19 protein-coding genes and 1 riboswitch are annotated in these 22,013 nt (G+C 39.0%); of the genes, 15 read left to right on the top strand and 4 right to left on the bottom strand.

Going from position 1 to position 22,013, the window contains the following annotated elements:
* Positions 1-64: 64 nt before the first annotated feature.
* Entirely contained in the window at positions 65-985 is a 921-nt protein-coding gene (locus QFZ73_RS00175) for a LysR family transcriptional regulator (protein ID WP_307261740.1), read from the bottom strand.
* A gap of 123 nt (positions 986-1,108) precedes the next feature.
* Here QFZ73_RS00175 and hutG point away from each other — a divergent pair, with 123 nt between their 5' ends.
* The 4 genes from hutG (at position 1,109) to QFZ73_RS00155 (ending at position 5,241) form a co-directional block, all read left to right on the top strand.
* The gene (hutG, locus tag QFZ73_RS00170; RefSeq protein WP_307261738.1) at positions 1,109-2,065 is read left to right on the top strand and encodes a formimidoylglutamase; all 957 of its coding nucleotides are present in this window, start codon (positions 1,109-1,111) and stop codon (positions 2,063-2,065) included.
* Between the two features lie 356 nt (positions 2,066-2,421).
* Positions 2,422-2,577: a hypothetical protein gene (locus QFZ73_RS00165; protein ID WP_153246094.1), complete on the top strand. Its 156-nt coding sequence runs from the start codon at positions 2,422-2,424 to the stop codon at positions 2,575-2,577.
* A 60-nt stretch (positions 2,578-2,637) separates the two neighbouring features.
* Positions 2,638-3,309: an SOS response-associated peptidase gene (locus QFZ73_RS00160; protein ID WP_307261728.1), complete on the top strand. Its 672-nt coding sequence runs from the start codon at positions 2,638-2,640 to the stop codon at positions 3,307-3,309.
* 321 nt (positions 3,310-3,630) lie between these two features.
* Positions 3,631-3,738: riboswitch (SAM riboswitch) on the top strand.
* A 186-nt stretch (positions 3,739-3,924) separates the two neighbouring features.
* The gene (locus QFZ73_RS00155; RefSeq protein ID WP_307261726.1) at positions 3,925-5,241 is read left to right on the top strand and encodes a Na+/H+ antiporter NhaC family protein; all 1,317 of its coding nucleotides are present in this window, start codon (positions 3,925-3,927) and stop codon (positions 5,239-5,241) included.
* A gap of 192 nt (positions 5,242-5,433) precedes the next feature.
* Here QFZ73_RS00155 and QFZ73_RS00150 read toward each other — a convergent pair whose 3' ends face one another.
* Both QFZ73_RS00150 and QFZ73_RS00145 read right to left on the bottom strand, forming a co-directional pair.
* Positions 5,434-5,979 (bottom strand): chromate transporter, encoded by a 546-nt coding sequence (locus tag QFZ73_RS00150; protein ID WP_307261723.1) that lies wholly within the window; start codon positions 5,977-5,979, stop codon positions 5,434-5,436.
* Positions 5,980-6,028: 49 nt separating this feature from the next.
* Positions 6,029-6,652: a chromate transporter gene (locus QFZ73_RS00145; protein WP_307261721.1), complete on the bottom strand. Its 624-nt coding sequence runs from the start codon at positions 6,650-6,652 to the stop codon at positions 6,029-6,031.
* A 260-nt stretch (positions 6,653-6,912) separates the two neighbouring features.
* On the opposite strand from QFZ73_RS00145, the gene QFZ73_RS00140 reads away from it, so the two are divergent.
* The 7 genes from QFZ73_RS00140 to QFZ73_RS28795 all read left to right on the top strand — a co-directional run bounded on the left by QFZ73_RS00140 (position 6,913) and on the right by QFZ73_RS28795 (position 16,649).
* Complete coding sequence (locus QFZ73_RS00140; RefSeq protein ID WP_307261719.1) at positions 6,913-7,791, top strand: LysR family transcriptional regulator; 879 nt, start codon at positions 6,913-6,915, stop codon at positions 7,789-7,791.
* A gap of 377 nt (positions 7,792-8,168) precedes the next feature.
* Positions 8,169-10,160 (top strand): alkyl/aryl-sulfatase, encoded by a 1,992-nt coding sequence (locus QFZ73_RS00135; protein WP_307261717.1) that lies wholly within the window; start codon positions 8,169-8,171, stop codon positions 10,158-10,160.
* A 295-nt stretch (positions 10,161-10,455) separates the two neighbouring features.
* The gene (locus QFZ73_RS00130; protein ID WP_307261714.1) at positions 10,456-11,694 is read left to right on the top strand and encodes an MFS transporter; all 1,239 of its coding nucleotides are present in this window, start codon (positions 10,456-10,458) and stop codon (positions 11,692-11,694) included.
* Positions 11,695-11,812: 118 nt separating this feature from the next.
* Positions 11,813-12,718, top strand: a complete 906-nt coding sequence (locus QFZ73_RS00125; protein ID WP_307261712.1) for a LysR family transcriptional regulator — start codon at positions 11,813-11,815, stop codon at positions 12,716-12,718.
* A gap of 173 nt (positions 12,719-12,891) precedes the next feature.
* On the top strand, positions 12,892-14,064 hold the full coding sequence (locus QFZ73_RS00120) for an acyl-CoA dehydrogenase family protein (RefSeq protein WP_307261710.1): 1,173 nt from the start codon (positions 12,892-12,894) through the stop codon (positions 14,062-14,064).
* 27 nt (positions 14,065-14,091) lie between these two features.
* Positions 14,092-15,666: a class I adenylate-forming enzyme family protein gene (locus QFZ73_RS00115; RefSeq protein ID WP_307261707.1), complete on the top strand. Its 1,575-nt coding sequence runs from the start codon at positions 14,092-14,094 to the stop codon at positions 15,664-15,666.
* Positions 15,667-16,466: 800 nt separating this feature from the next.
* Positions 16,467-16,649, top strand: a complete 183-nt coding sequence (locus QFZ73_RS28795; protein WP_373458983.1) for an AbiH family protein — start codon at positions 16,467-16,469, stop codon at positions 16,647-16,649.
* A 307-nt stretch (positions 16,650-16,956) separates the two neighbouring features.
* Here QFZ73_RS28795 and QFZ73_RS00110 read toward each other — a convergent pair whose 3' ends face one another.
* Positions 16,957-17,742 carry an IclR family transcriptional regulator domain-containing protein gene (locus tag QFZ73_RS00110; RefSeq protein ID WP_307261705.1) on the bottom strand — a complete coding sequence of 262 codons (786 nt, stop codon included), beginning with the start codon at positions 17,740-17,742 and terminating at the stop codon, positions 16,957-16,959.
* A 242-nt stretch (positions 17,743-17,984) separates the two neighbouring features.
* On the opposite strand from QFZ73_RS00110, the gene QFZ73_RS00105 reads away from it, so the two are divergent.
* From QFZ73_RS00105 to QFZ73_RS00090, 4 genes are all read left to right on the top strand, one after another.
* A complete protein-coding gene (locus tag QFZ73_RS00105) occupies positions 17,985-18,641 on the top strand; it encodes a CoA transferase subunit A (RefSeq protein ID WP_307261703.1) in 657 nt (218 codons plus the stop codon).
* Positions 18,642-18,647: 6 nt separating this feature from the next.
* Entirely contained in the window at positions 18,648-19,313 is a 666-nt protein-coding gene (locus tag QFZ73_RS00100) for a 3-oxoacid CoA-transferase subunit B (protein WP_307261701.1), read from the top strand.
* A 24-nt stretch (positions 19,314-19,337) separates the two neighbouring features.
* On the top strand, positions 19,338-20,519 hold the full coding sequence (locus QFZ73_RS00095; RefSeq protein WP_307261699.1) for a thiolase family protein: 1,182 nt from the start codon (positions 19,338-19,340) through the stop codon (positions 20,517-20,519).
* 70 nt (positions 20,520-20,589) lie between these two features.
* Positions 20,590-21,864 (top strand): Nramp family divalent metal transporter, encoded by a 1,275-nt coding sequence (locus QFZ73_RS00090; protein ID WP_307261697.1) that lies wholly within the window; start codon positions 20,590-20,592, stop codon positions 21,862-21,864.
* The last annotated feature ends 149 nt before the right edge of the window (positions 21,865-22,013 follow it).

Genomic DNA, 22,013 nt, shown 5'->3' with positions numbered 1-22,013 from the left:
GCCAGAGCAATGAAATGAAACATTCCCCTTGTGCAATGTGCATAAGGGGAATGTTTTTTTGTCATTACCGTTGGCTTCTTTTTTTGTCATCGAACCTAACATCACTCTTAAAAAAGCTATGTATGTCCTCTATTAACCTATATACCGCAGGAGACAGATAACGATCTTTCAAATAAGCAATGTAAACAGTCCTTTCCAAAAAGTTAGAATCGATTGCGCGAATTGCAGTATTTGGTGTAGCAGCGGATTTTATATAGCTTTCCGGTAAAATTGTAACCCCTAGCCCTTCTTCTACCAAACTGCAAGCTGTTTCAAGCCTTTCTATTTCGTATAGGATATTGGGAATTGCATTTTCACCCTTAAATGCTCTTAAGATATCATCTCTTGTTTGAAATCCAGTTGTACTGATGATCAATTCTTTCTTTGCAATGTCTTGGAAAGTGATGGACTCTTTTTCGTTTAACTTGTCATCTTTATGGATCAAAAGCATGAATTTTTCATTATAAAGGGGAGTGGATAGAATTTCATCGTTGTTGATGGGCTGGTTCGTGATGGTGAAATGAACATTATACCGGTTTAACGAATCGAAAACCTTCTCTTCCCCTAATATTTCCCTTACTTTTATTTTAATACTAGGATAATTGATTTTAAAATTCCTGATTATCTTCGGGAACCAAAATTTGAAGGACTCTATGGAACCAATAGATACTGTTCCGCTTCCAACATCCTTCATTTCCTTAAGCTCCACTTGCATATTATCGAATCTTCTTAACAGATCAACAGATCTCGTATAAAAAATTCCCCCCGCTTCCGTAAGCTCAAGCCCCCTTGTATTACGTTCCAAAAGCTGAAAACTAACTTCATTTTCTAATTTCATTATGGCATTACTTAGGGAAGGTTGAGATATATGCAGTATTTTTGCCGCTTTTGAGAAATTCTTTTCCTGGACAATGGTAGTGAAATACCGAAGTTGACGAAGGTCCATATATTCTCCTTTCTATAGCTTTAAACTATAGATATATTGAATTTTTGTATTGGTAATTATATATTATCTCATTTATAATTTTAAAAAAAGATATTTCGGAATTTTTTAAATAAAGGAGAAATTATGTATACTAATCCGACTTTAAAATATTGGAATGGAAGAATTGATTCCCAATCTGACATGGACAGCTTCAGATACCACCAAAGAGTACGTTTGGCACCGATTTCGGAATTAGCCATCTCTTCCAATGCATCAAGGACCTTTGGATTGATTGGCTTCAAATGTGATGAAGGCGTCAAAAGGAATAAAGGCAGGATTGGTGCTGCAGAGGGTCCTGATCATATTAGGCAGTCATTGGCAAAATTACCCTGTCATTTACCTTCCCAAACCGAGCTGGTGGATGCTGGCGATGTAATATGTGAAAGTACAGAGATGGAGGCCGCCCAATCCCAACTGGGATCAGCTGTTGCCGGGATATTGGAGAGTAAAGCGATTCCTATCATACTTGGGGGAGGACACGAAACCCTGTATGGCCATTATCTTGGGATTAGGAAATCCATTGGACCAAAAGCTAGATTAGGGATTATTAATATTGACGCTCACTTTGATATGAGGCCTTATGAAAAAGAAAGTTCATCAGGAACGATGTTTAAGCAGATTTTGGACGAAGATCAAAGTTGTGGATATTTATGTGTCGGAATTCAGAAACAGGGGAATACCAAGGCACTGTTTGAAACTGCTGAGAGAAGTAAGGTCGACTACATATTGGAAGAAGATTTGTCATTGAACGAAATGGATGAAACTAAGCGGCGGATAAATGAATTCGTTAAGGAAAATGACTACATTATTCTTACATTATGTACGGACGTTATTGATTCAGCCTACGCACCTGGGGTAAGTGCTCCATCGCCGTTTGGACTGAATCCGAAATTGGTTCGTGCCATTATTAGGCATATCGTATCAAATGAAAAGATCCTCTCCTTTGATATCTCGGAAGTGAATCCTTCGTTGGACGAAAATAATAAAACTGTTACATTGGCAGCACATTTAATAAATGAGGTTTTGCTGCATTTTAAATAATGAATGGACATGGAATAGGGGCAACTAATTTGGTTCTTCTAGAAGAGCATTCCTTTTCGTACCGACTGTTGGGGCTTTCCTCAATGCTATCTCCATAATCAATGATCAGTATTGAAGCGAAAAACCTTTGACAGCGCCCAGACTGTCCATGAATCATTCATGGACAGTCTTTTTTAAGCCTCAAGGAGTTATAGTCCCGGGCATTGCTTCGTGCGACTAACCCTTAGAAGTATAAAGGAACCTCCATGCGGCCTCTCCATTAGAGGATTAACCATGACTCTGCCAAAGTTCAATACTGATACTTGTGGTTTTTTGGTTTATAATAACAACCATCTAGCCTTTTGAGGGGGGATTATATGAATGAATATAAAGTAACGGTCAGGAATGGCAGTACCTTGATTTTGTCGGAAATCATTAAAGCTGAAGATGAAAGAGAAGTCCTTGGCACTCTTTTGATTTCCAGCGAATTATTTAATCAACCATTTACCGACATCAGGATTTTAGAACGCTGATTTGTGCCTGCCCGTTCCATTTGTTACACTGTAATAAATCTTAATACGGTAGGCGATATTATGTGTGGACGTTTCACCCTTTTCACTGACATTGAAGAAATAAAAGAACGGTTTGATATTCAAGGATCATTTGATGGGGAATACCAATTCAACTACAATATTGCTCCCTCCCAACCCGTGCTCTCCGTCATTAATGACGGGGCAAGGAATCGACTTGGATATCTTAGGTGGGGACTCATTCCTTTCTGGGAAAAAGACGAAAAAGTGGGCTATAAAATGATCAATGCCAGAGCGGAAACCATTGCAGAGAAAGCAAGCTTCAAGAATGCGTATAAGAAGAAGAGATGCTTGATAATCGCTGACTCTTTTTATGAATGGAAGAAGACACCAGAGAGAAAAATACCGATGCGAATAAAACTGAAGAATCATGCTCCATTTGGAATGGCCGGTCTCTGGGAATCCTGGAAATCTCCTGATGGCATCAGCATCTATTCATGCTCCGTTATAACAACCGTTCCTAATGAGCTAATGACCAGCATTCATGATCGTATGCCTGTCATCCTTAAACCAGAAGATGAAAAAGATTGGTTGAATCCATCCATTAATGATCCTGCATATCTGCAACAATATTTAAAGTCATTCGATTCGGAACAGATGGAAGCATTTGAGGTATCGACTGATGTGAACTCGACTAAAAATAATTCACCTAACCTAATACAAGAAATTTGTTGAGAGGTCATTAGACCTCTTTTTATATTAATTCCGCTCCAAAATGGATATATTTTGTGTTTTATCCAAATATAACAAGAGTTTCATTATTGAAATAAACTGATTAACTGCACATGTCAAGATCTCTTTATAATCCTTAATAGTGCATGTGAAACATTTTAAAACTAAACCTTGCGAAAATAGACAAAATGCTGTACTCTTATATTTGCTTTTCAATACGACTTTCGATGTCACTTTCACAAACTCAGATGGTTTCGGCAAGTTTCCAGCCTGGTACTTTTCTGGTAGACATCGTAATATTTGATAAATTATATAATTTAGATCTTCTTATCAAGAGAGACGGAGGGACTGGCCCGAAGATGTCTCGGCAGCAGACTTAATAGGAGTGCTGTGCCAAATCCAGCAGGCTGATTTTCGCCTGAAAGATAAGGAGGGTGTTTTTTATAAATTAAAAGACCTCTTCTTGTTGTTTAATAGAAGGGGTCTTTTTTATGCCGACAGTTTTTAGCTATAGCTCCATGACTGGATAATCAAGTTCAAATTGGTAATTTGCGAAAACTGTTAACAGAATAAGAGCTGTGACACATGTCATGGGAAAAATAAAAAGAGGTGTTCATCATGAGTGCAAACAATAAAGGGAATCCATGGGCATTGATCCCATTTGTCGTATTTTTAATTTTATTTATAGGGTCCGGAATCATCACTAAAGATTTTTATTCATTTCCAGTGATTGTAGCGATTTCAATTGCATCAGCAGCTGCCTTGGCAATGAATCGGAAAGAGACATTCAATCATAAGGTTGATATCTTCTGTAAAGGTGCCGGGGACGCCAATATTATGTTAATGGTTATCATTTTCCTTTTAGCCGGCGCTTTTGCCGAAGTTGCAAATGGCATGGGGGCAGTTGAATCAACGGTGAATCTTGCCTTAGCTGTTTTTCCGCAAAATCTATTAATGGTAGGGATTTTCATTATTGCTTGTTTTATTTCTTTATCTATGGGGACAAGCATGGGAACGATTGTTGCCCTAGCACCTATCGGGGTTGGAATTAGTGAGCAAACCGATATTTCGCTTGCCTTTTCAATGGCGGCCGTTATTGGCGGTGCGATGTTTGGGGATAACCTATCCTTCATATCAGATACGACAATTGCTGCAGTTCGAACGCAGGGAACGAAAATGAAGGATAAGTTTAAGGTGAATTTTTTCATTGTTTTACCTGCGGCCATCATCACATGTGTCATCCTTGGAATTTTAACGATGGGTGAACAAGCCGACATCTCCCAACATTCTTATAATTGGGTGAAGATTCTTCCATATCTTTGCGTATTGATCACTGCCTTGGCAGGAGTCAATGTGTTCCTGGTCCTTTCCATCGGAATCATATTTGCCGGAATTATCGGCTTGGCGGATGGAAGTTATCAACCGTTAGGTGTCATTCAAAAAATCGGAGAAGGGATGGCGGGAATGTATGAAATCTCTTTCCTTGCCATTTTAATTGCAGGCATGGTAGCTGTAATCAAGCATAATGGCGGGATCGATTATCTTCTCCACCTCGTGACCCGAAACAGCAAAACAAAAAAAGGGGCGGAATTCAGCATTGCCGGGCTTGTTGGTTTGACGAACCTTTCCACGGCAAATAACACGATTTCGATTATCATTGCCGGGCCACTTGCCAAAAATATCGCTGAAAAGTATGGGATCGATCCACGTAAATCGGCGAGCTTGCTTGACGTTTTTGCCTGTTGTATCCAAGGGTTGATTCCATATGGGGCACAACTGCTTGTTGCAGCAGGGGTAGCAAAGATTTCTCCGATCAGCATCTTGCCGTATTCATATTACCCAATACTAATTGGACTTTGTGGAGTCGTTGCCATCTTGATTGGTTATCCGCGGTTTCAGCCAGTAGATGATGAAACGAAGAAACGTACTTCTTAAAATGAGAATAATTATGAAAAAACACCCTGAATCATTGGATACAGGGTGTTTTCTGTATGGGTTAAATACATAAACATAATCAAGTTTTCTCGCACTTATATAGTATGAATGTTTAAAAAGTAATTAAGGCCGTCTTCCATTTATCTGCTTAATTCCGGTCCATATTGATAATGGTTGTGTGTGCGACATTTGTTATGAATAGAGGACAACACCAACTAAACCAGATAGAATAATTACATAGGCTGGGTGCCAGCGTAATTTCATTAGGGCAAATAACGATAATCCAAAAACGAGTAATAAGCTTATCGTATGCCATGAAAAGTTCAGGGCCATCATATGATTGGAAAGTGCAAAGCTGATTGCTGCAAAAAGGATTAAACTTGTGACAATGGGTCTTAGTCCATAAAACATGGATTGAATAACTGGATAATGATTCAATTTGCTGAAGAAGGTGGCTATAACGGTTACGAATATAATAGCAGGAAGCAAGATTCCGAGAGCAGATGAAATCGCTCCTGCTAATCCAGCAGTCGAATAGCCAATGAGAATGGCACTATTGGCGGTGACAGGTCCTGGGGACATGCCGGAAATGGCGATGATATCGGTAAATTGCTGCGCCGTCATCCATCCATGCTGTGAGACTTCCGATTCTATTACGGGAATCATGGCGTATCCGCCTCCAAACGATACAAAGCCGATAATAAAGAAGGTGCTAAACAACTCCCACAATTCCATCATTCCATCACACGCTTTCTTGAAAATTAGTTAGACCCTTTTTTTGATTTACCTATATGCCAGCACCCATGAAAGGTTCGAAATCATTTTCTTCATTTCTCATATCATTTCTATTCATCTTGACGTCGTAACCTAATTTTCTCTTTATGGAGATTGTCACAATACCCGCTACAGCTCCTGCTAATATAACCATTACAGGGTGAAGAAAGAAAAGGACTGGGATCCCTACTATTAAAATACAGAAAGTTGTTTTGTCCACAATAGCCGTTTTTCCTATCTTGATAGCCGCATAGGCGATGATGGCAACTATGGAAGCTCTAATCGATACGAATGCGGATTCTATCTTCGGGTTATCCTGAATGAAAAAATACAAAATGCCGAGGAGCAGAACAATTAAAAAGGTAGGTAATGAAACACCGATCATGGCTGCCATTGCCCCCTTCATTCCGGCAATTCGATGGCCGATAAAGGTTGCGGAGTTAATGGCGACAGCTCCTGGTACGGACTGAGATAACGCAAAAACATCCGTAACTTCTTCGCTTTTCATCCATTTTCTCTTTTCGACCACTTCTTTTTCGATTAAAGGGATCATTGCAAACCCGCCTCCGAATGTGACAGGAGCTATTTTAAAAAAGGTCCAAAATAATTGGAACAGAGTTTTCCATTGTCCTTTCATTGAAATCATTCATCTCCTTTGCCGCTATGTTTAAATCTTATTATTAACATATCAAAGAAAATGGAATGGGTAAATTGCAACAAAATCATCGGGTATAACAAAACGTTATACCCAGAAGATTTATCCGTTTTATAAAGAATGCGCCAATAATTGAATAGGCTCACTTATTCAGGGAATGTAACACTCTTCTTTCATTTCACCATTTACCAATATGATGCTATCATTTTAATAAACTATCTAAAAACATGGAGGTCGTTTTCTTGAAATTGGAAAATCTAAAAATGTTTTGTTTAGTGGTTGATGAAGGAAGTATAAGCCAGGCAGCGAGGTTAAGTTTCCTATCTCAACCCGCTGTAACAAGACAAATCCATCAACTGGAAAATTTTTATAACACTTTGTTATTCGACCGTGAGGAAGGAAGGCTGAGAGTTACAGAAGCAGGAAAGTTGTTATACCCTTTCGCAAAAGCTATTGTAAATGACTTCAACCATTCAAAAGTAGTGATTCAGCAATCAACGGGCAAGTACAATGCAAACCTCATAGTAGGGGCATCCTTGACTATCGGTGAGTATTTGTTGCCGAGCTTGCTTGGGAGATTTAAAAAACAACAGCCTGAAATAAAAGTGACATTAACGATAAAAAATACCCCCCGGGTTCTGGAGGACTTATCAAACGATGTCATTGATTTGGCCTTGGTGGAAGGACTTGTGGAAAACACCGATTTTATTGTAGACAAGTTCGCCGAAGACGAATTGATATTGGTATGTCCATCCGACCACCCATGGAAGGACAGAAAAGAAATTCAGCTAGAGGAATTGGGAAATGAAAGGATGATTTGGCGTGAATCCATTTCCGGAACACGGCTTATCGTAGAAAACATGTTAAGGGAGCAAGGGGTTTTAGAAAAAATAGAAAGCTACATGGAGATCGGCAGTACACAAGCGATAAAAAGTGCGGTTGAAGCTGGACTTGGAATCAGCATTTTGCCAAGGTTGACAGTGGCCAGGGAATTGGAGCAAGGCTTTTTGCGGGAAGTGGGCATTTCCAGAATAGATATAACAAGAAATTTATGGCTAGTCAGGAAAAACAAGCGTTTTAATAAAATAGGGGTGTCTAAATTTGTTAATTTTCTTCAATAAGGAATGAAAGCTACCTTGGTTTACTATTAAAACGTTTTCAATACGTGTTTAACGGTGTGGCCCCGGCCCCCTTACCTTGCAAAAGTCATAGCAAATTGAATATAACGCATACATAAAAGCTCTTCTCTATCGAGAGGGGCATTTTGTATTTGGTTTGTTAAGCCTACGGTTAGCCTAACAAACGAATTATCATTATGGAAACAAGCAGTTTTTTATATAAATAAAATTGAAGTTACTATTAGAAATAGGAAATATACATAATGGCAAATTAATTATAAAATAAATTCATATTATTCTAAAAATTTATAAAAAAGAGAAATTTTACTGCTTCAACATTCGGAATATAGACATGATATCTACTTAGAAAGGGGTATGAAATGTCCAAAGTATCTTTTATTAAAGGAATTGTTTCCGTTCCCATTATTTTTGTTTTACTAGCAGGGTCTTCTGTTACATATGCTGCATCAGATGAGCCAATGCCGGCAACAGATGCAACAATTTCAGCAAATAAGGCTTTTTATGAACAGTTGAATTTTACAGATAAGGAAGATTTCAAGAATGCAAATAAAGGATTTATTGCTCCTTTGAATATGAATCCAATTAAAAATTCAAAAGGTGAAGTAGTATGGGATAGTAATCGATATTCATTCATCAAAGAAGATCAGCCGGCAAGTTTTACTGTAAACCCAAGCTTGTGGAGACAGGCTCAATTACAAAATATAACAGGCTTATTTAAAGTGGTAGATGGCGTTTATCAAGTTCGGGGCCAGGATTTATCAGTGCTTACCATAGTGGAAGGAAAAACAGGATTAATAGTTTTGGATACACTTTCTACAATTGAAACGGCCAAAGCAGCCATGGAGCTGTATTTTGAACATCGACCCAAAAACCCAGTAAGTGCAATTGTTATTAGTCACAGTCATGCAGATCACTTTGGTGGTATAAAAGGCATTGCTCAATACTCTGAAAATCCAGCTAAAGTGCCCATTATTGTCCCAGCAGGTTTTAACGATGAAGCGCTAAGTGAAAACATTCTTTTAGGTAATATAATGTCTCGCCGTGCAGGTTTTATGTTTGGAAATCTTTTACCAGCAAATGAAAGAGGATTTGTTACTTCTGGTATTGGCCCCGGATTAAGTAACGGAACCTTTAGCTATTTACCTCCAACAATGGAAGTGAAGGATGATATTCAAACGGTGGAAATAGACGGAATAACATTTGAATTTTTATTGACGCCGGATTCAGAAGCTCCATCTGAGATGCATTATTATATCAATGATTACAAAACTTTAGTGGTAGCCGAAAACACCGGACACACGTTACATAATATTTATACATTAAGGGGAGCTAAAACCAGAGATACTTTAAAATGGGTGAAAGCACTTGATGAAACAGTTGATCTGTTTGGAAAAGAAGATATAGATGCTATGGTTACCGCCCATACATGGCCTATATGGGGAAAAGACCATGTTCTGGAGCAGTTGGAAAGTCAGCGTGATTTGTATAAATATATTCATGATCAAACCATACGATTAGCTAATTTAGGTCTCACACCTGATGAAATCGCGGAAAAGTTAAAGCTTCCTGAAAAGTTGGATAAAGTTTGGGCCAATCGGGGGTATTACGGAACATTGAAACACAACGTAAAAGCGGTGTACAACTTTTATTTAGGATATTTCAATGGTAATCCATCCGACTTGGATCCATTACCACAAGAGGAATCGGGAGCTAAATATATAGAATATATGGGTGGGGAAAAGAAGGTCATTAAACGGGCAAAACTTGATTATAAAAAAGGGGAATATCGCTGGGTGGCTCAAGTCTTAAAGCATGTAGTCATGGCTAACCCCAAAAATACAGAAGCAAAAAACTTACTAGCTAAAGCTTATGAGCAATTAGGATACACAGCTGAATCTTCTGTATGGCATAATTTCTATCTTACAGGCGCAGATGAGTTAAGGAATGGTGTGGCAAACTCGAAGGGAACTGGCGGAATGATGAATCTCGATACGCTGCTCAATATGCCAATGGATGATTTCCTGAAATTCTTGTCCATTAAATTAAACGGAACAAAAGCGGAAAATAAAAATATGTCATTCAATTTGACATTTACAGATTCGAAAACCAATTACATGATTAATGTGGATAATTCTGTACTGAATTTCAAAAAAGGGAAAATGGCGTCCAACCCTGATGCAACATTAACATTAGATAGAATAACCTTCTATCAGATTGCTCTAGGACGTGAAGATTTATCCAAAATGGAGGCGGCCGGTAAAGTCTCCATTTCCGGTGATAAAGAGCAGTTTGAAGATTTCCTGTCTTTGCTGGATCAATTTCAACCAAAGGTTAATATCGTTACTCCGTGATAATCAACTACTTTATATTCTGTAACCAGGATCGATCGGTGACCAATATCTGTACCCACGAGTCTATTTTTTAGTCTCGTGGGTTTGAATGTATCAATTAATCTTGTAGGCATCCAGTTTCGTTTTAAAAAATTCATTCATTGTTTTTTTATGAATGAAACGCTCCTAAAAGTCACAGAACAAAAATCAATAACCGTAAAAAGAAAATTTCAAGTCTTGTAATTTGAAAAGAATTGTAAGCGCTTCCTATAGGACTGAAGTTTTGTGAAAATATAAAAAGATGGAGTGATGGGGAATGCAGCTGTATGCAAGTAAGAAACGAAAAATAATGATTAGCGGCCTTTTATTTGTTGGAATGATTTTAAGCTTTTTTGATCGCGTTGCCATAAATGTCGGGATTATTCCAATTGCAGATGAGTTTCATCTCAATACGTCCCAGACAGGTTTTTTAATTAGTATATTTTTTGTTAGCTACTCACTCATGCAACCGCTTGGCGGATGGATGACCGATAAGTATGGAGCCAGAGTCATGGTTACTGTTTCTTTGTTTAGTTGGTCTTTGTTCACTGTAATGTCTGGGTTTGCTTGGTCATTTATGTCTTTATTATTCATTCGTTTTCTGTTCGGGTTAGGTGAAGGGCCTTTCTATCCTGCCAGTATGTCCACTATAAGAGATAACTTCCCGGAAGAAGAACGGGGCCGGGCAAATTCGTTTTTCTTGTCTGCCCAGAATATTGGCGGGATATTAGGTACTGCACTTGCCGCTTCCATGGTGGTAGCTTTCGGTTGGCGGGGCATGTTTACCATTGCCGGAATTCTAGGGATATTAATTTCATTCGGAATTTGGTTCATTCTAAAGCCTCAAGAAACTCAAGAGGTTAAAAAAGACAAACCGAAACAAAAAAAGGTTGCTCTGAAACTGTTATTTAAAATCGAAAACATTTGGAAACTCATAACTTTCAAGTTTATATCAAATATTATCAATTATGGTCTGATCACTTGGATGCCTATATATTTGGTTAAGGAAAAAGGGGTTGATTTAATAGCCGCCGGGGGTTTATTGGCAATCCCCTATATTTTTGGTTTCTTGATGTTTAATGTAAGCGGTTGGCTTCTGGATAAGCATATGGCTAACCGGGAGAAGTATCTTGCCGCTGCAGGCGCTTTATTATCTGCAATTTTTCTCTTTCTAATGTCTAACGCCACGTCTATAGCACTTATCATCACTTATCTCACTCTCAACTCCGTAGCGCTGTCTTTCTTTGGAACCGTTCTATATACGATCATCATAAAATACTCACCAAAGGAACTTACGGGCTCTGCCTCCGGACTCGTAACTTTTGCTGGTCAAATTGCAGGTGCGGTTTCTCCTTTAGCCCTCGGTTTGATTATCAGTTTGTTTAATGACTCCTATAATGCGGCTTTCCTGTTTTTGGTAATAATGGCGCTATTGGGAACGGTTGTTGCCGTATCTATTAAAAATAATCGGACACAACCCGCTAAAGAATACGAAAAAACAACTACCATTGTATAAAACTGGAATTCTGCTTTTGAGAAGACAGTTTGAGGTGTCCTGATTCCACTTCTCTAAAATTGAAAGGGCTTTCTGTTCGAGGTATGATATTAGTAATAGGCTAGAAGGAGAATGAACCATGAATATTGAACAATTGGAATATATCATTAAGGTTGCCGAGGTTAACTCGATTTCCACGGCTTCAGAAAGCCTCCATATCTCTCAATCTGGAATAAGCATGGCCATTACGAGTTTGGAGAAGGAATTAGGTATAAAAATCTTCAAGCGGTCAAGGTTAGGAACCATACCTACAGAAGACGGAAAGGAAATCATCCAGAAAGCTCTTGAAGTATTAAGCAAATTGGAAGAAATAAGAGACAGTGCCCAAATACATTCAGATACGATGGAAAAAGAGTTACGTCTATCATCTACACAAGGTTTATTTCTTACGGTTTTGCCTAAATCCTTGGCCTTATTTAAAAAGAAGTATCCCGAGGTGAAAATTGTGATTGAAGAAAAAGGGGGACAAGAGATAACCGAAGATGTACTGAATGGTAAGATAGACATCGGGCTATTGAATATTCCAAAGGTTAAACCAAAAGAAAATGAGTTGGAATTTCAACCCTTAATGGAAGCAAAAGTGATTGTGTCGGTCAGTAAGAACTCCCCTTTAGTGAACCGTAAAAGCATAACACCACAAGAGCTAATGGACCAAAATTTGGTCGTTTACAATGGACCAAGAATGAAGTCTTTCATTAAAGGTTTTTTTGATCATTACGGTGAGATGAATATTTTGTTTTTCACAAATAATACAGAGATCATCAAAAAAACGGTTGCTGAGGGATTAGCGATTGCCTTCTCTTATGATATTGGAGTTAACAGCGACCCCTATTTCCTAAGCGGGGAACTTGTGGCGATTCCTTTGGTAGAGCTAGAAAATGATTCAATGGAATTTGGTTACGTTCGCTCTAAGAAGCAGTATTTTTCAAAAGCTGCCAGGGAGTTTATTAAATGTCTCGAATTCTACACGACTCTTAAATATTAGTTTCCTATGCTGAAGGGGAACTAATATTTTTTTGTATTTACATCAATATTTTTTATATTTATATCATAAACCCTTATTTTACTTAAATATTATTTACATTTAAAATTAATTTTATAACATTTTAAATATTTAAACAGTTCAACAAAAAATCAAAAATGTGAAAGGGGAAACATATGGTAACGACGCAGGAAGAGAAATTAGAGGTACTTCAAACAAAGTTGCAGGATTTCATCCAAAATGAATTGCTTCCATATGAACAGGAGCATGGATTGAACGCTGAAGAGGATATCCCGTTGGAAGTCATAAAATGGGCAAGGAAACGATCCAGGGAATTGGGCTTTTACGGAATTAACCTCCCTGAAAAATATGGTGGACAAGATGTTAGCTTAAAAGGATTATGTATGTTCAAGGAAGAATTGACCCGTTCCGGAGCGGTTTTATGGGGGCAGGTTATAGGCGAGATTGGCGGTCCGCTAAGAATTGGTCAGATGTTGGAAAGTTTTACACCGGAGCAAATAGAAAAATATGTGATGCCCGTTGTGACGGGAGAAGCGAGCTGCTGCTTTGCCCTTACAGAACCAAATGCAGGATCGGATGCCTTTGCTATCGAAACGACAGCCGTTAAAGACGGAAATGATTATATATTAAATGGAAAAAAACATTTTATCAGTGCTGCCCCCTACGCTGATTTCGCCATTGTCATAGCGAAAGAATTTCATAAAGAAGAAAAAGAAAGAATCACTGCTTTTCTAGTAGATAAAAAAACACCCCAACATCCGGGGTTTGAACTAGGAGACATTCAAGTTCCCCTATCAGGAGAACGCATACATGCTGAATTGAATTTCAATCAATGTCGAGTGCCTGCCTCCAATATAATCGGAGAACCAGGTAAAGGGTTGCAGCTCGGATTGAAAAGAATAAACACAAATCGCGCTTCCCATGCCGCCGGCTTTATCGGAATGGCTCAACACCTTCTCGATTTATCTATTGAACATGCTAAAACGCGAGTCCAACACGGCCGGCCCATCGGTGACTTCCAGGCAATTCAGCATATGCTCGCAGAAATGGCGACGGAAATCTATGCAGCAAAGTGTATGGTCTACGATGTGGTTGAAAAAATCGATCAAGGAAAAGAGGATCGAGCCGGCACGTCTATGGCTAAGCTGTTTGCTTCAGAAGTAAATAGCCGCGTGGCTGATAAAGCTATCCAAATCTTTGGCTCCAAAGGCTTGGTAAAAGGGCATCCAGTAGAAAAAATGTACAGGAGTGCACGAATGTACCGGATTCTGAGCGGTACCTCAGAAATTCAAAAAAATACAATTGCCAAAGCATTATTAAAAGGGTAAAACCTTTTTCAAGGGAGGAAAAAATACGTGCTGCATAATTTGACATTTCAGTCATTGTTGAATAAAGGAATGAAACGATTCGGCGAACTGCCCGCTATAACCTTGTTGCCAACCGGAGAAACGATAACCTACGACGAGTTATGGAAAAAAACAGAACTTATCTCTTCTTATTTACTTCGTTTAGGTGCAGGCAGGGGTGTCCGCATAGCGTCCATCATTCCAAACAGTTTGGAGAGTGTGATGTTTGGTTTGGCCATCCAGCAATGTGGAGCTACCTTAGTGCCATTAAGTGAAAAACTGGGGAAAAGAGAATTAAAATTCATTTTAAAGGAAGCAAAGCCAGAAGTGGTCATTATAGCTACACAGACACACTTTGACACTTTTTTTGAGTATTTAGAAGAAATGAAGAAGGAAGATGTCCATGTCATTGGGCTCCCAGGCTTTAATAGTAATTATCCGGAGGAATTTGAACAGTTTCAATGGCCCGGTGAAATAAAAAATTTAGACTTGCCATTAGCTGAAGCGGAAGACATTGCCCTTCTGTCATATACAGGCGGGACAACCGGTACACCCAAAGGCGTCATGCATTCCCAGAAAGGACTCGGCGCCGCCATACTTTCTGCGGCTATCGAAGACCCGCTAGACGACCGAGACCGGGTATTGCTAAGTACGCCTATTGTGCATTCAGCCGGTTCATTACTTTGGAGATCCCTTGTTTCGGGCGTCCATGTCTATGTGATGGGCTCATTCGACGCTACAGCATTCATACAGGCAATAAAGGAACATAAAATTACGACGACATTCATGGTACCGACCATGTTATACAGACTCCTTGATCAGACAAAGAAGATGGAATATGATATGAGCTCCATGTGCAATATCTTCTACGGCGCGTCACCAATTTCACAAAAGCGCCTAAAAGAAGCTTTTGAAGTATTCGGGCCAATTATGCGCCAGCAATACGGCATGACAGAGTGTAATATTGTCATTACCAGACTATCGAAAAGCGCTCATTTATGGGCTTATCATAACAATTCGGAAATTTTGAAAAGCTGTGGAAAACCGTGCATTTTTACCGAAGTTCGACTGATTGATGAAGATGGAAATGATGTAAAACCATCCGAGCTTGGAGAAATTATCGTAAAATCACCAGCAATGATGGTAGGCTATTATCAAAGACCTGATCTTACCCAAGAATACATCCGTGATGGCTGGTTCCACACTGGTGATATTGGTAAATGTGATGAAAGCGGTTACCTTTATATTGTAGATAGGAAGAAAGATATGATCATTACAGGCGGAATGAACGTATATTCTTCAGAAGTGGAACGAGTGGTGAACCAGCACCCTTCTGTTGCACTAAGTGCTTGCATAGGAGTTCCCCATCCAGATTGGGGAGAAGTAGTGTGTGTCGTGGTAACACTGCGGGAAGGATTGAATTGTACTAGCGAGGAATTAATTGATTTCTGCAAACAAAGAACCTCTAAGTATATGGTTCCTAAAGTAGCCTATTTTCTTGAAAAGTTTCCATTAACGCCGATTGGAAAAATTGATAAGAAAGAATTAAGAAAGATGTTTGCACAAGGTATTCCAACCATCTAGGAGAGGCAGAACAAGGTTATCATAAAAGACCTAATTTCAACATTGAGACCTACGGCAAACCAGAATATAAGAGAGAGCAGATGAATGCAAAATAAGCCTCGCACGTTAACCTGGAATCAGGACGTGTGAGGCTTTTAGGGGCTATATCTATGTTGGGAGGCTTTCCGGTTAGACGATCCTGCAAACGCAAATATAGAACAGACGCAGATCAAGGTTAAGGTATATAAAATCGTTTCTTTCCCAATATGGCACACTGGGACTGTCATTGATGGTCGTAAGAACTATGTCCAGACGAGCAATCGGGTTGAAACTTGCAATCCAAGAGGGAGGGATCTTGATCACCATCGCACAATGGTACGGCTAGTGCCCGGTAACTTGGAAAAGGTGAGGTCGGAACTCGACACCGTCATTGAGCGCATTACCCGTGTCCCGGACAATGTAAGAAAAGAACTAGAACGGTTTTTCAAACACTTCCCATTACCGAATTGGCCAGATGATTGGCCCTTTTGAATTGATGAGTGCTTCTCATGATTTACGTAATAAGGTTTCATGAAAATAATCATTATTCACAAAAACTGTATATTTATACCTAAGATTAGGATCCATTATGTTTAATCTTTTTAAAATGGATTCTTTTTGTTTCCTGTAAAATTAGGTATTAGCTACTTTATTTTAAAACTTTATTACTAATATTTGTAACTCCTAAATAAATACGATGGAGTTTTATTGTTAAGATAACATGGATGTTTAAGTGTTGAAAATTTATTAATGAGAGGAGTATGATTATGATTAAATAGTATATAATCGGTAACGGATTTGATAGTTCTCATAAATTAAAAACATCATATGATGATTTAAGGCAATATCCACTTTCTAATTATCCTGAAATTAAAATTGATGAATTCATAGTACCAGATGAAATTCATCAGCCAGATGGAGGGATAGCTTATAATGAAGTACAAGTTTTATCTATGTTATTTTAATTAACTGAAGCTGAAAGTGATACAGGGAAATAAAGAAGGACAACTTCAACAAGGGGTGAAGTCTGTCCAAAGCGAGATTGAATTCATACACAAATTATTTTAAGTTGCATCATAATTCATACATGAATAGGATATTCAGGTATATGTTTCTAAAAAATCATTTTTGACCAGAACCCTTAATAATCAAAAAGACGACTCCAATTTTATGAAAATAAATTGGAGTCGTCTTTTTTACTACTAAATCAAATACCACTAAAAAAACGAAAGTTTTCAGTGGCCTCAATTTTTATAAGTGTGTTTTTTGATTTTAACTTTTAGATCCCGTTTGATGATTTAATTTTTTAACTCCTTCTTGAAGGGCTGGTAAGTAGATTTCTAATAATTTCTTTTTATCTGTTCGGATGACCTGGGTAGAAACATTTACTGCGGCTATCGTTGCACCCTGCCAATTGATAATGGGCATTGAAATGGAGCGGAGTCCTTCCTCTAGCTCTTCATCACCTATCGCATAACCCCGTGACCTGGTCATGGCCAAGTCTTCCTCGAATTCTTCATAAGTGGTGATTGTATTTTGGGTAAAAGCTTCGATATTGGTGATTCCCCAAATTTTTTTCCTCTCGTTTTCGGATAACCAGGCAACAAGTGCTTTTCCTAATGAGGTTGCATAATAAGGCAACCTTGAACCGACCTTCAAGTTTGCCCCGACAATCCTTTTAGCTGCATTCACTCTGGAAACATAGACAACTTCCGCACCATCCAGAATGGCCAGGTTTGTTGATTCCTTTACAGTGGCAGAGATAGATTCCAAGATTGGTTGAGCAAGATCCGGTAAATTCAATGTTTGTAAATAATGGACCGCTAAATCCAAAACCTTAGGGCTGAGTTGAAATCTATTGTCTTCTATTAACCTTAGATAACCGAGGTCGACAAGGGTTAATGCAAAGCGTCTAACTGTCGCTTTATTAATGCCTGTCCGCTCTGCAAGTTCCCGAAGCGAAAGACTAGCAGAACTTGAATCAAAAGCTTTTAACACTTCAAATCCTTTTGCGACTGATTGGACGAAATAAGATGATTGTTCCGTTTCATTATCCATCACGAACTTCCTCCTAAAAATAATGAAAATTTAGTGAATTATCAGTCTAATTGTTTAGGGAAAATAACAATTAGGTTGACTTCTTAACAAAAGATACTTATGATTATCCCAAGATACACTATATGTACAAGGTGTACGTATAGTGTACAGCTATAATCGGATTTACACAACTCTTATTTTAAATTTTTTTCAATGAATATGTAAGGGATTACATTACGTGGAAGAGGAGGCTTTAAGCTACATTGAATAAGATCATTACTGCATCAGAAGCTGTTTCGTATATAAAAGATGGAGACACCGTCGCTGTAGGAGGTTTTGGGTTGGTAGGATGCCCCCTTAACTTGGTAGAATCATTGGCTGAACATCCAGTTTCCGATTTAACTATCATTAGCAATAACCTAGGGGAACCAGGAGGAAAAGGTCTAGGTAAGATTCTACTCCAAAATAAAATAAAAAAAGGGATAGGTTCATATTTTACGAGTAATATGGATGCCGTCCGTTACGTCAAGCAAGGAATTTTGGAAGTGGAGCTAGTTCCGCAGGGGACATTAGGCGAAAGGTTACGAGCAGCAGGTGCCGGTATAGGTGGATTTTATACTCGCACGTCAGCAGGGACACTTATAGGAGAAAATAAAGAATCACGCGTGTTTAATGGAAAAGAATATGTTTTAGAGTTACCGTTATTTGCTGATGTGGCTTTAGTGAAGGCTAAAAAAGCAGATAGGTTGGGTAATTTAATCTATTCAAAAACAGCTCGGAACTTTAATCCTGATATGGCTAGTGCAGCAAAAATAACTATAGTTGAAGTGGAGGAGATTGTTGAAGTGGGCAAGATATCTCCCGAGGAGATCATAACGCCTCATTTGTTCGTGGATTTTATAGTGGAAAGGAGAAATTGACCGAAGATGTCGTCACTTACTATTAAAGAAATGATAGCCAAAAGGGTTGCTATGGAAATAAAAGAGGGAACAATCGTCAATTTAGGGATCGGCATTCCGACCCTGGTTGCTAACTATATACCCGAAAATAAATCCGTATACCTTCATACGGAAAATGGGCTCCTTGGTGTAGGTCCTTCGCCAGAGAAAGGGAAGGAAGACCCTGAAATCATAAATGCCGGGAAATTACCGGTCACCGCTCAAAAAGGTGCTGCTTATTTTTCATCCTCCGAATCATTTGCGATGATTCGCGGCGGACATGTTGATACAGTCGTTTTAGGAGCCCTTCAAGTCAGTGAAACAGGAGATTTAGCAAATTGGGCTGTACCGGGAAAGGATATTTTAGGAGTTGGTGGAGCAATGGATTTAGTCGTGGGTGCAAAGGAAGTCATCATTGCAACTCAGCATTGCACGAAAGAGGGCGATCCGAAAATTGTCAATCACTGCGATATTCCACTAACAGCCCAAGGTGTTGTATCGACATTAATATCTGAATATGCAGTTTTTCGATTTAAAGATAATGAAATGGTTTTAGAAGAGTTAGACAAGGGATGTACGGTAAAGAAATTAAAAGAAATCACACCTGCAAATTTTATAATTTCACCAAATTTGAAAGCGTATTCAGTCGAATGAATTTAAAAATCCGGAGGTATTATAATGGATCATGAATTTGTAATTGTTAGCGCAAACCGTACAGCCATTGGTAGATTTGGCGGACGATTAAAAGATGTACCTGCTGGAAATCTAGCTGCAACAACCATTAAAGATGCGATTGAGCGTGCTGGGCTAGCACCTGTGCAGATCAATGAAGTAATTTTTGGTGAGGTACGGCAGTCCACTGAATCATCTAATCTAGCACGTGTTGCTGCATTAAGAGCTGGTATTCCCCAGGAAGCCTCTGCTTTAACAGTAAACCGACTATGTGCTTCAGGCATTCAGGCTGTTGTATCGGGGGTTCAGCACTTAGCATTTAAACCGGATGATATTGTCGTTGCCGGCGGAGCGGAAAATATGAGTAGAGCCCCCATTTATTTAAGAAATTCACGATATGGAGAAGGAAATCCTTACCTTGTTGATTCTAATCTCGAAAATGGCCAGCAGCCAAACGAAGTTTATGGAAAAGACTTAGGTATGGGGGTTACGGCTGAAAACGTTGCGGAAACATATAATATTTCCCGTGAAGATCAGGATGCATTTGCTTTGGAAAGCCAGAATCGGGCAAAATTAGCAATTGAGTCTGAATCCTTCAAATCGCAAATTGTTCCGATTGAAATAAAAACTAGAAAAAACACATCGATTTTCCAAATAGACGAGCACCCAAGAGAAACAACCTTAGAAAAATTAACCCAATTGAAACCAGTCTTTAAAAAGGATGGAACTGTCACAGCGGGTAATGCCTGTGGCCGTAATGATGGAGCGAGTTCCTTAGTTTTAATGACTCGAGAAAAGGCTTCTAACATAGGTGTCAAACCCATTGCCAAAATCGTTAACTGGTCTACAGCTGGTGTCGATCCACGATATATGGGAATCGGTCCAGTTCCCGCAATTGAAAATCTTTTGAAAAAGACTTGTCTGAAGGTTGATGATATTGGGCTGTTTGAATTGAATGAGGCTTTCGCTTCGCAATCACTTGCCGTGATACGTGAAGCGAAGCTGGATCCGGATAAGATCAATGTCAATGGTGGGGCTATCGCATTGGGTCATCCATTAGGGGCAACTGGAGCGATAATCATAACAAAATTAATTCATGAAATGCAAAAACGACAAGAAAGATACGGGATAGCGACTCTATGTATTGGTGGAGGTCAGGGTATGGCTATTTTATTAGAATTAGCCTAAGACGATTCTAAAAGAATGAACTACATTAAACAAATATATTTGGGACATTTACCATCTGAGGAGGTATTACATGAAGACAGAACTTAATAAGCCACAGCTCAAAATTCCACCAGCTACCATGGGGGAAAAACTAAGACAGGTTGGACCAGGTATAGTTGTCGCTGCCACAGGTGTAGGAACTGCCGATTTGATAACATCTATCGTTATTGGAACGTCTTTTGGAATGACCTTTGTATGGGCCATTATTGTCGGTGCAATTTTGAAATACTTTTTAAATGAAGGTGTAGGACGCTGGTATTTGGCAACCGGACAAACCATGATTGATGGCTGGCATTCATTAGGGAAATGGGCAACAGGTTATTTTGGTATCTATTCAGTCATTTGGGGATTTATCTATGGAGCAGCTGCAGCATCGACTTCAGCATTGGCCATGCACGCCATGTTTCCAATCATGCCGCTTTGGGCTTGGGCTATCGTCCATTCGATTCTAGGCTTCGGTCTCGTTTGGACAGGCCGTTATCTTCTGTTTGAACGTGTAATGACAGTTTTAATAGGTGTTATGTTTGTAACGATTATCGGTACAGCGATTCTTTTCCTACCTAGCTTAGGAGATTTCGCAATCGGATTCGTTCCTAGAGTTCCAGAAGGCTCATTCATTTTAATGCTAGGCTTGATTGGTGGAGTTGGTGGAACAATCACAATGGCTTCCTATGGTTATTGGTTAAGTGAAAAAAGCTGGAGTGGAAAAGGTTGGATTTCAATGATGAGAACAGATACCAAGGTTGCCTATACATTAACAGCTATTTTTACATTGGCTGCATTGATAATCGGTGCTCAATTTCTTGCGGGTACAGGTGTTAGCATCCGTGATGATCAAGGGCTTATCCAACTTGCTGAAATGCTTGGGGCGGAGTTTGGCACACCCATGCGCTGGTTATTCTTAATTGCATTTTGGTCTGCAGCTTTCTCTTCCTTACTTGGAGTTTGGAATGGGGTTCCGTATCTTTTTGCTGACTTTGTCAAAACGATACGCAAGAAAAAGGCTCCGGGAAAACAGGCTGTTTCAGAAACGGAACCTGCTTATCGTGCCTATCTAGCCTGGCTGACATTCCCTCCGATGATTTTGTTTTATTTCGGAAAACCCGTCGAGTTAATCATCATATATGGAGCTTTAGGAGCATTATTTATGCCATTTCTGGCGATCTCCTTGATTTTACTATTAAATTCGAAAAAGGTTGATAAAGAGTTTAGGAACAAAGCGGTTCCTAATTTGGTTTTAACAGCTTGTCTCATCATGTTCGTCTATTTAGGGGTTAGCGAACTTATTGAAATTTTTACGAAATAATAGGTAAAGGCTGTGGGGAATCTTCTTCTTGACAGCCTTTATTTTTCCCTTTAGCTGGTCAGTCTCACTTTCATACCAAGGTTTTTTTTACGCTCAAATCTCAGTTTTTCATTTATTACAGGAATGCTGCCCCGTTAGCTCAATAAAAA

Origin of the sequence: Peribacillus sp. V2I11 (assembly GCF_030817135.1) — a bacterium.
GTDB classification, from domain to species: Bacteria; Bacillota; Bacilli; order Bacillales; family DSM-1321; genus Peribacillus; species Peribacillus simplex.
Note: the sequence above shows the minus strand (reverse complement) of the source record. Positions and strands in the feature narration are given on the sequence as shown.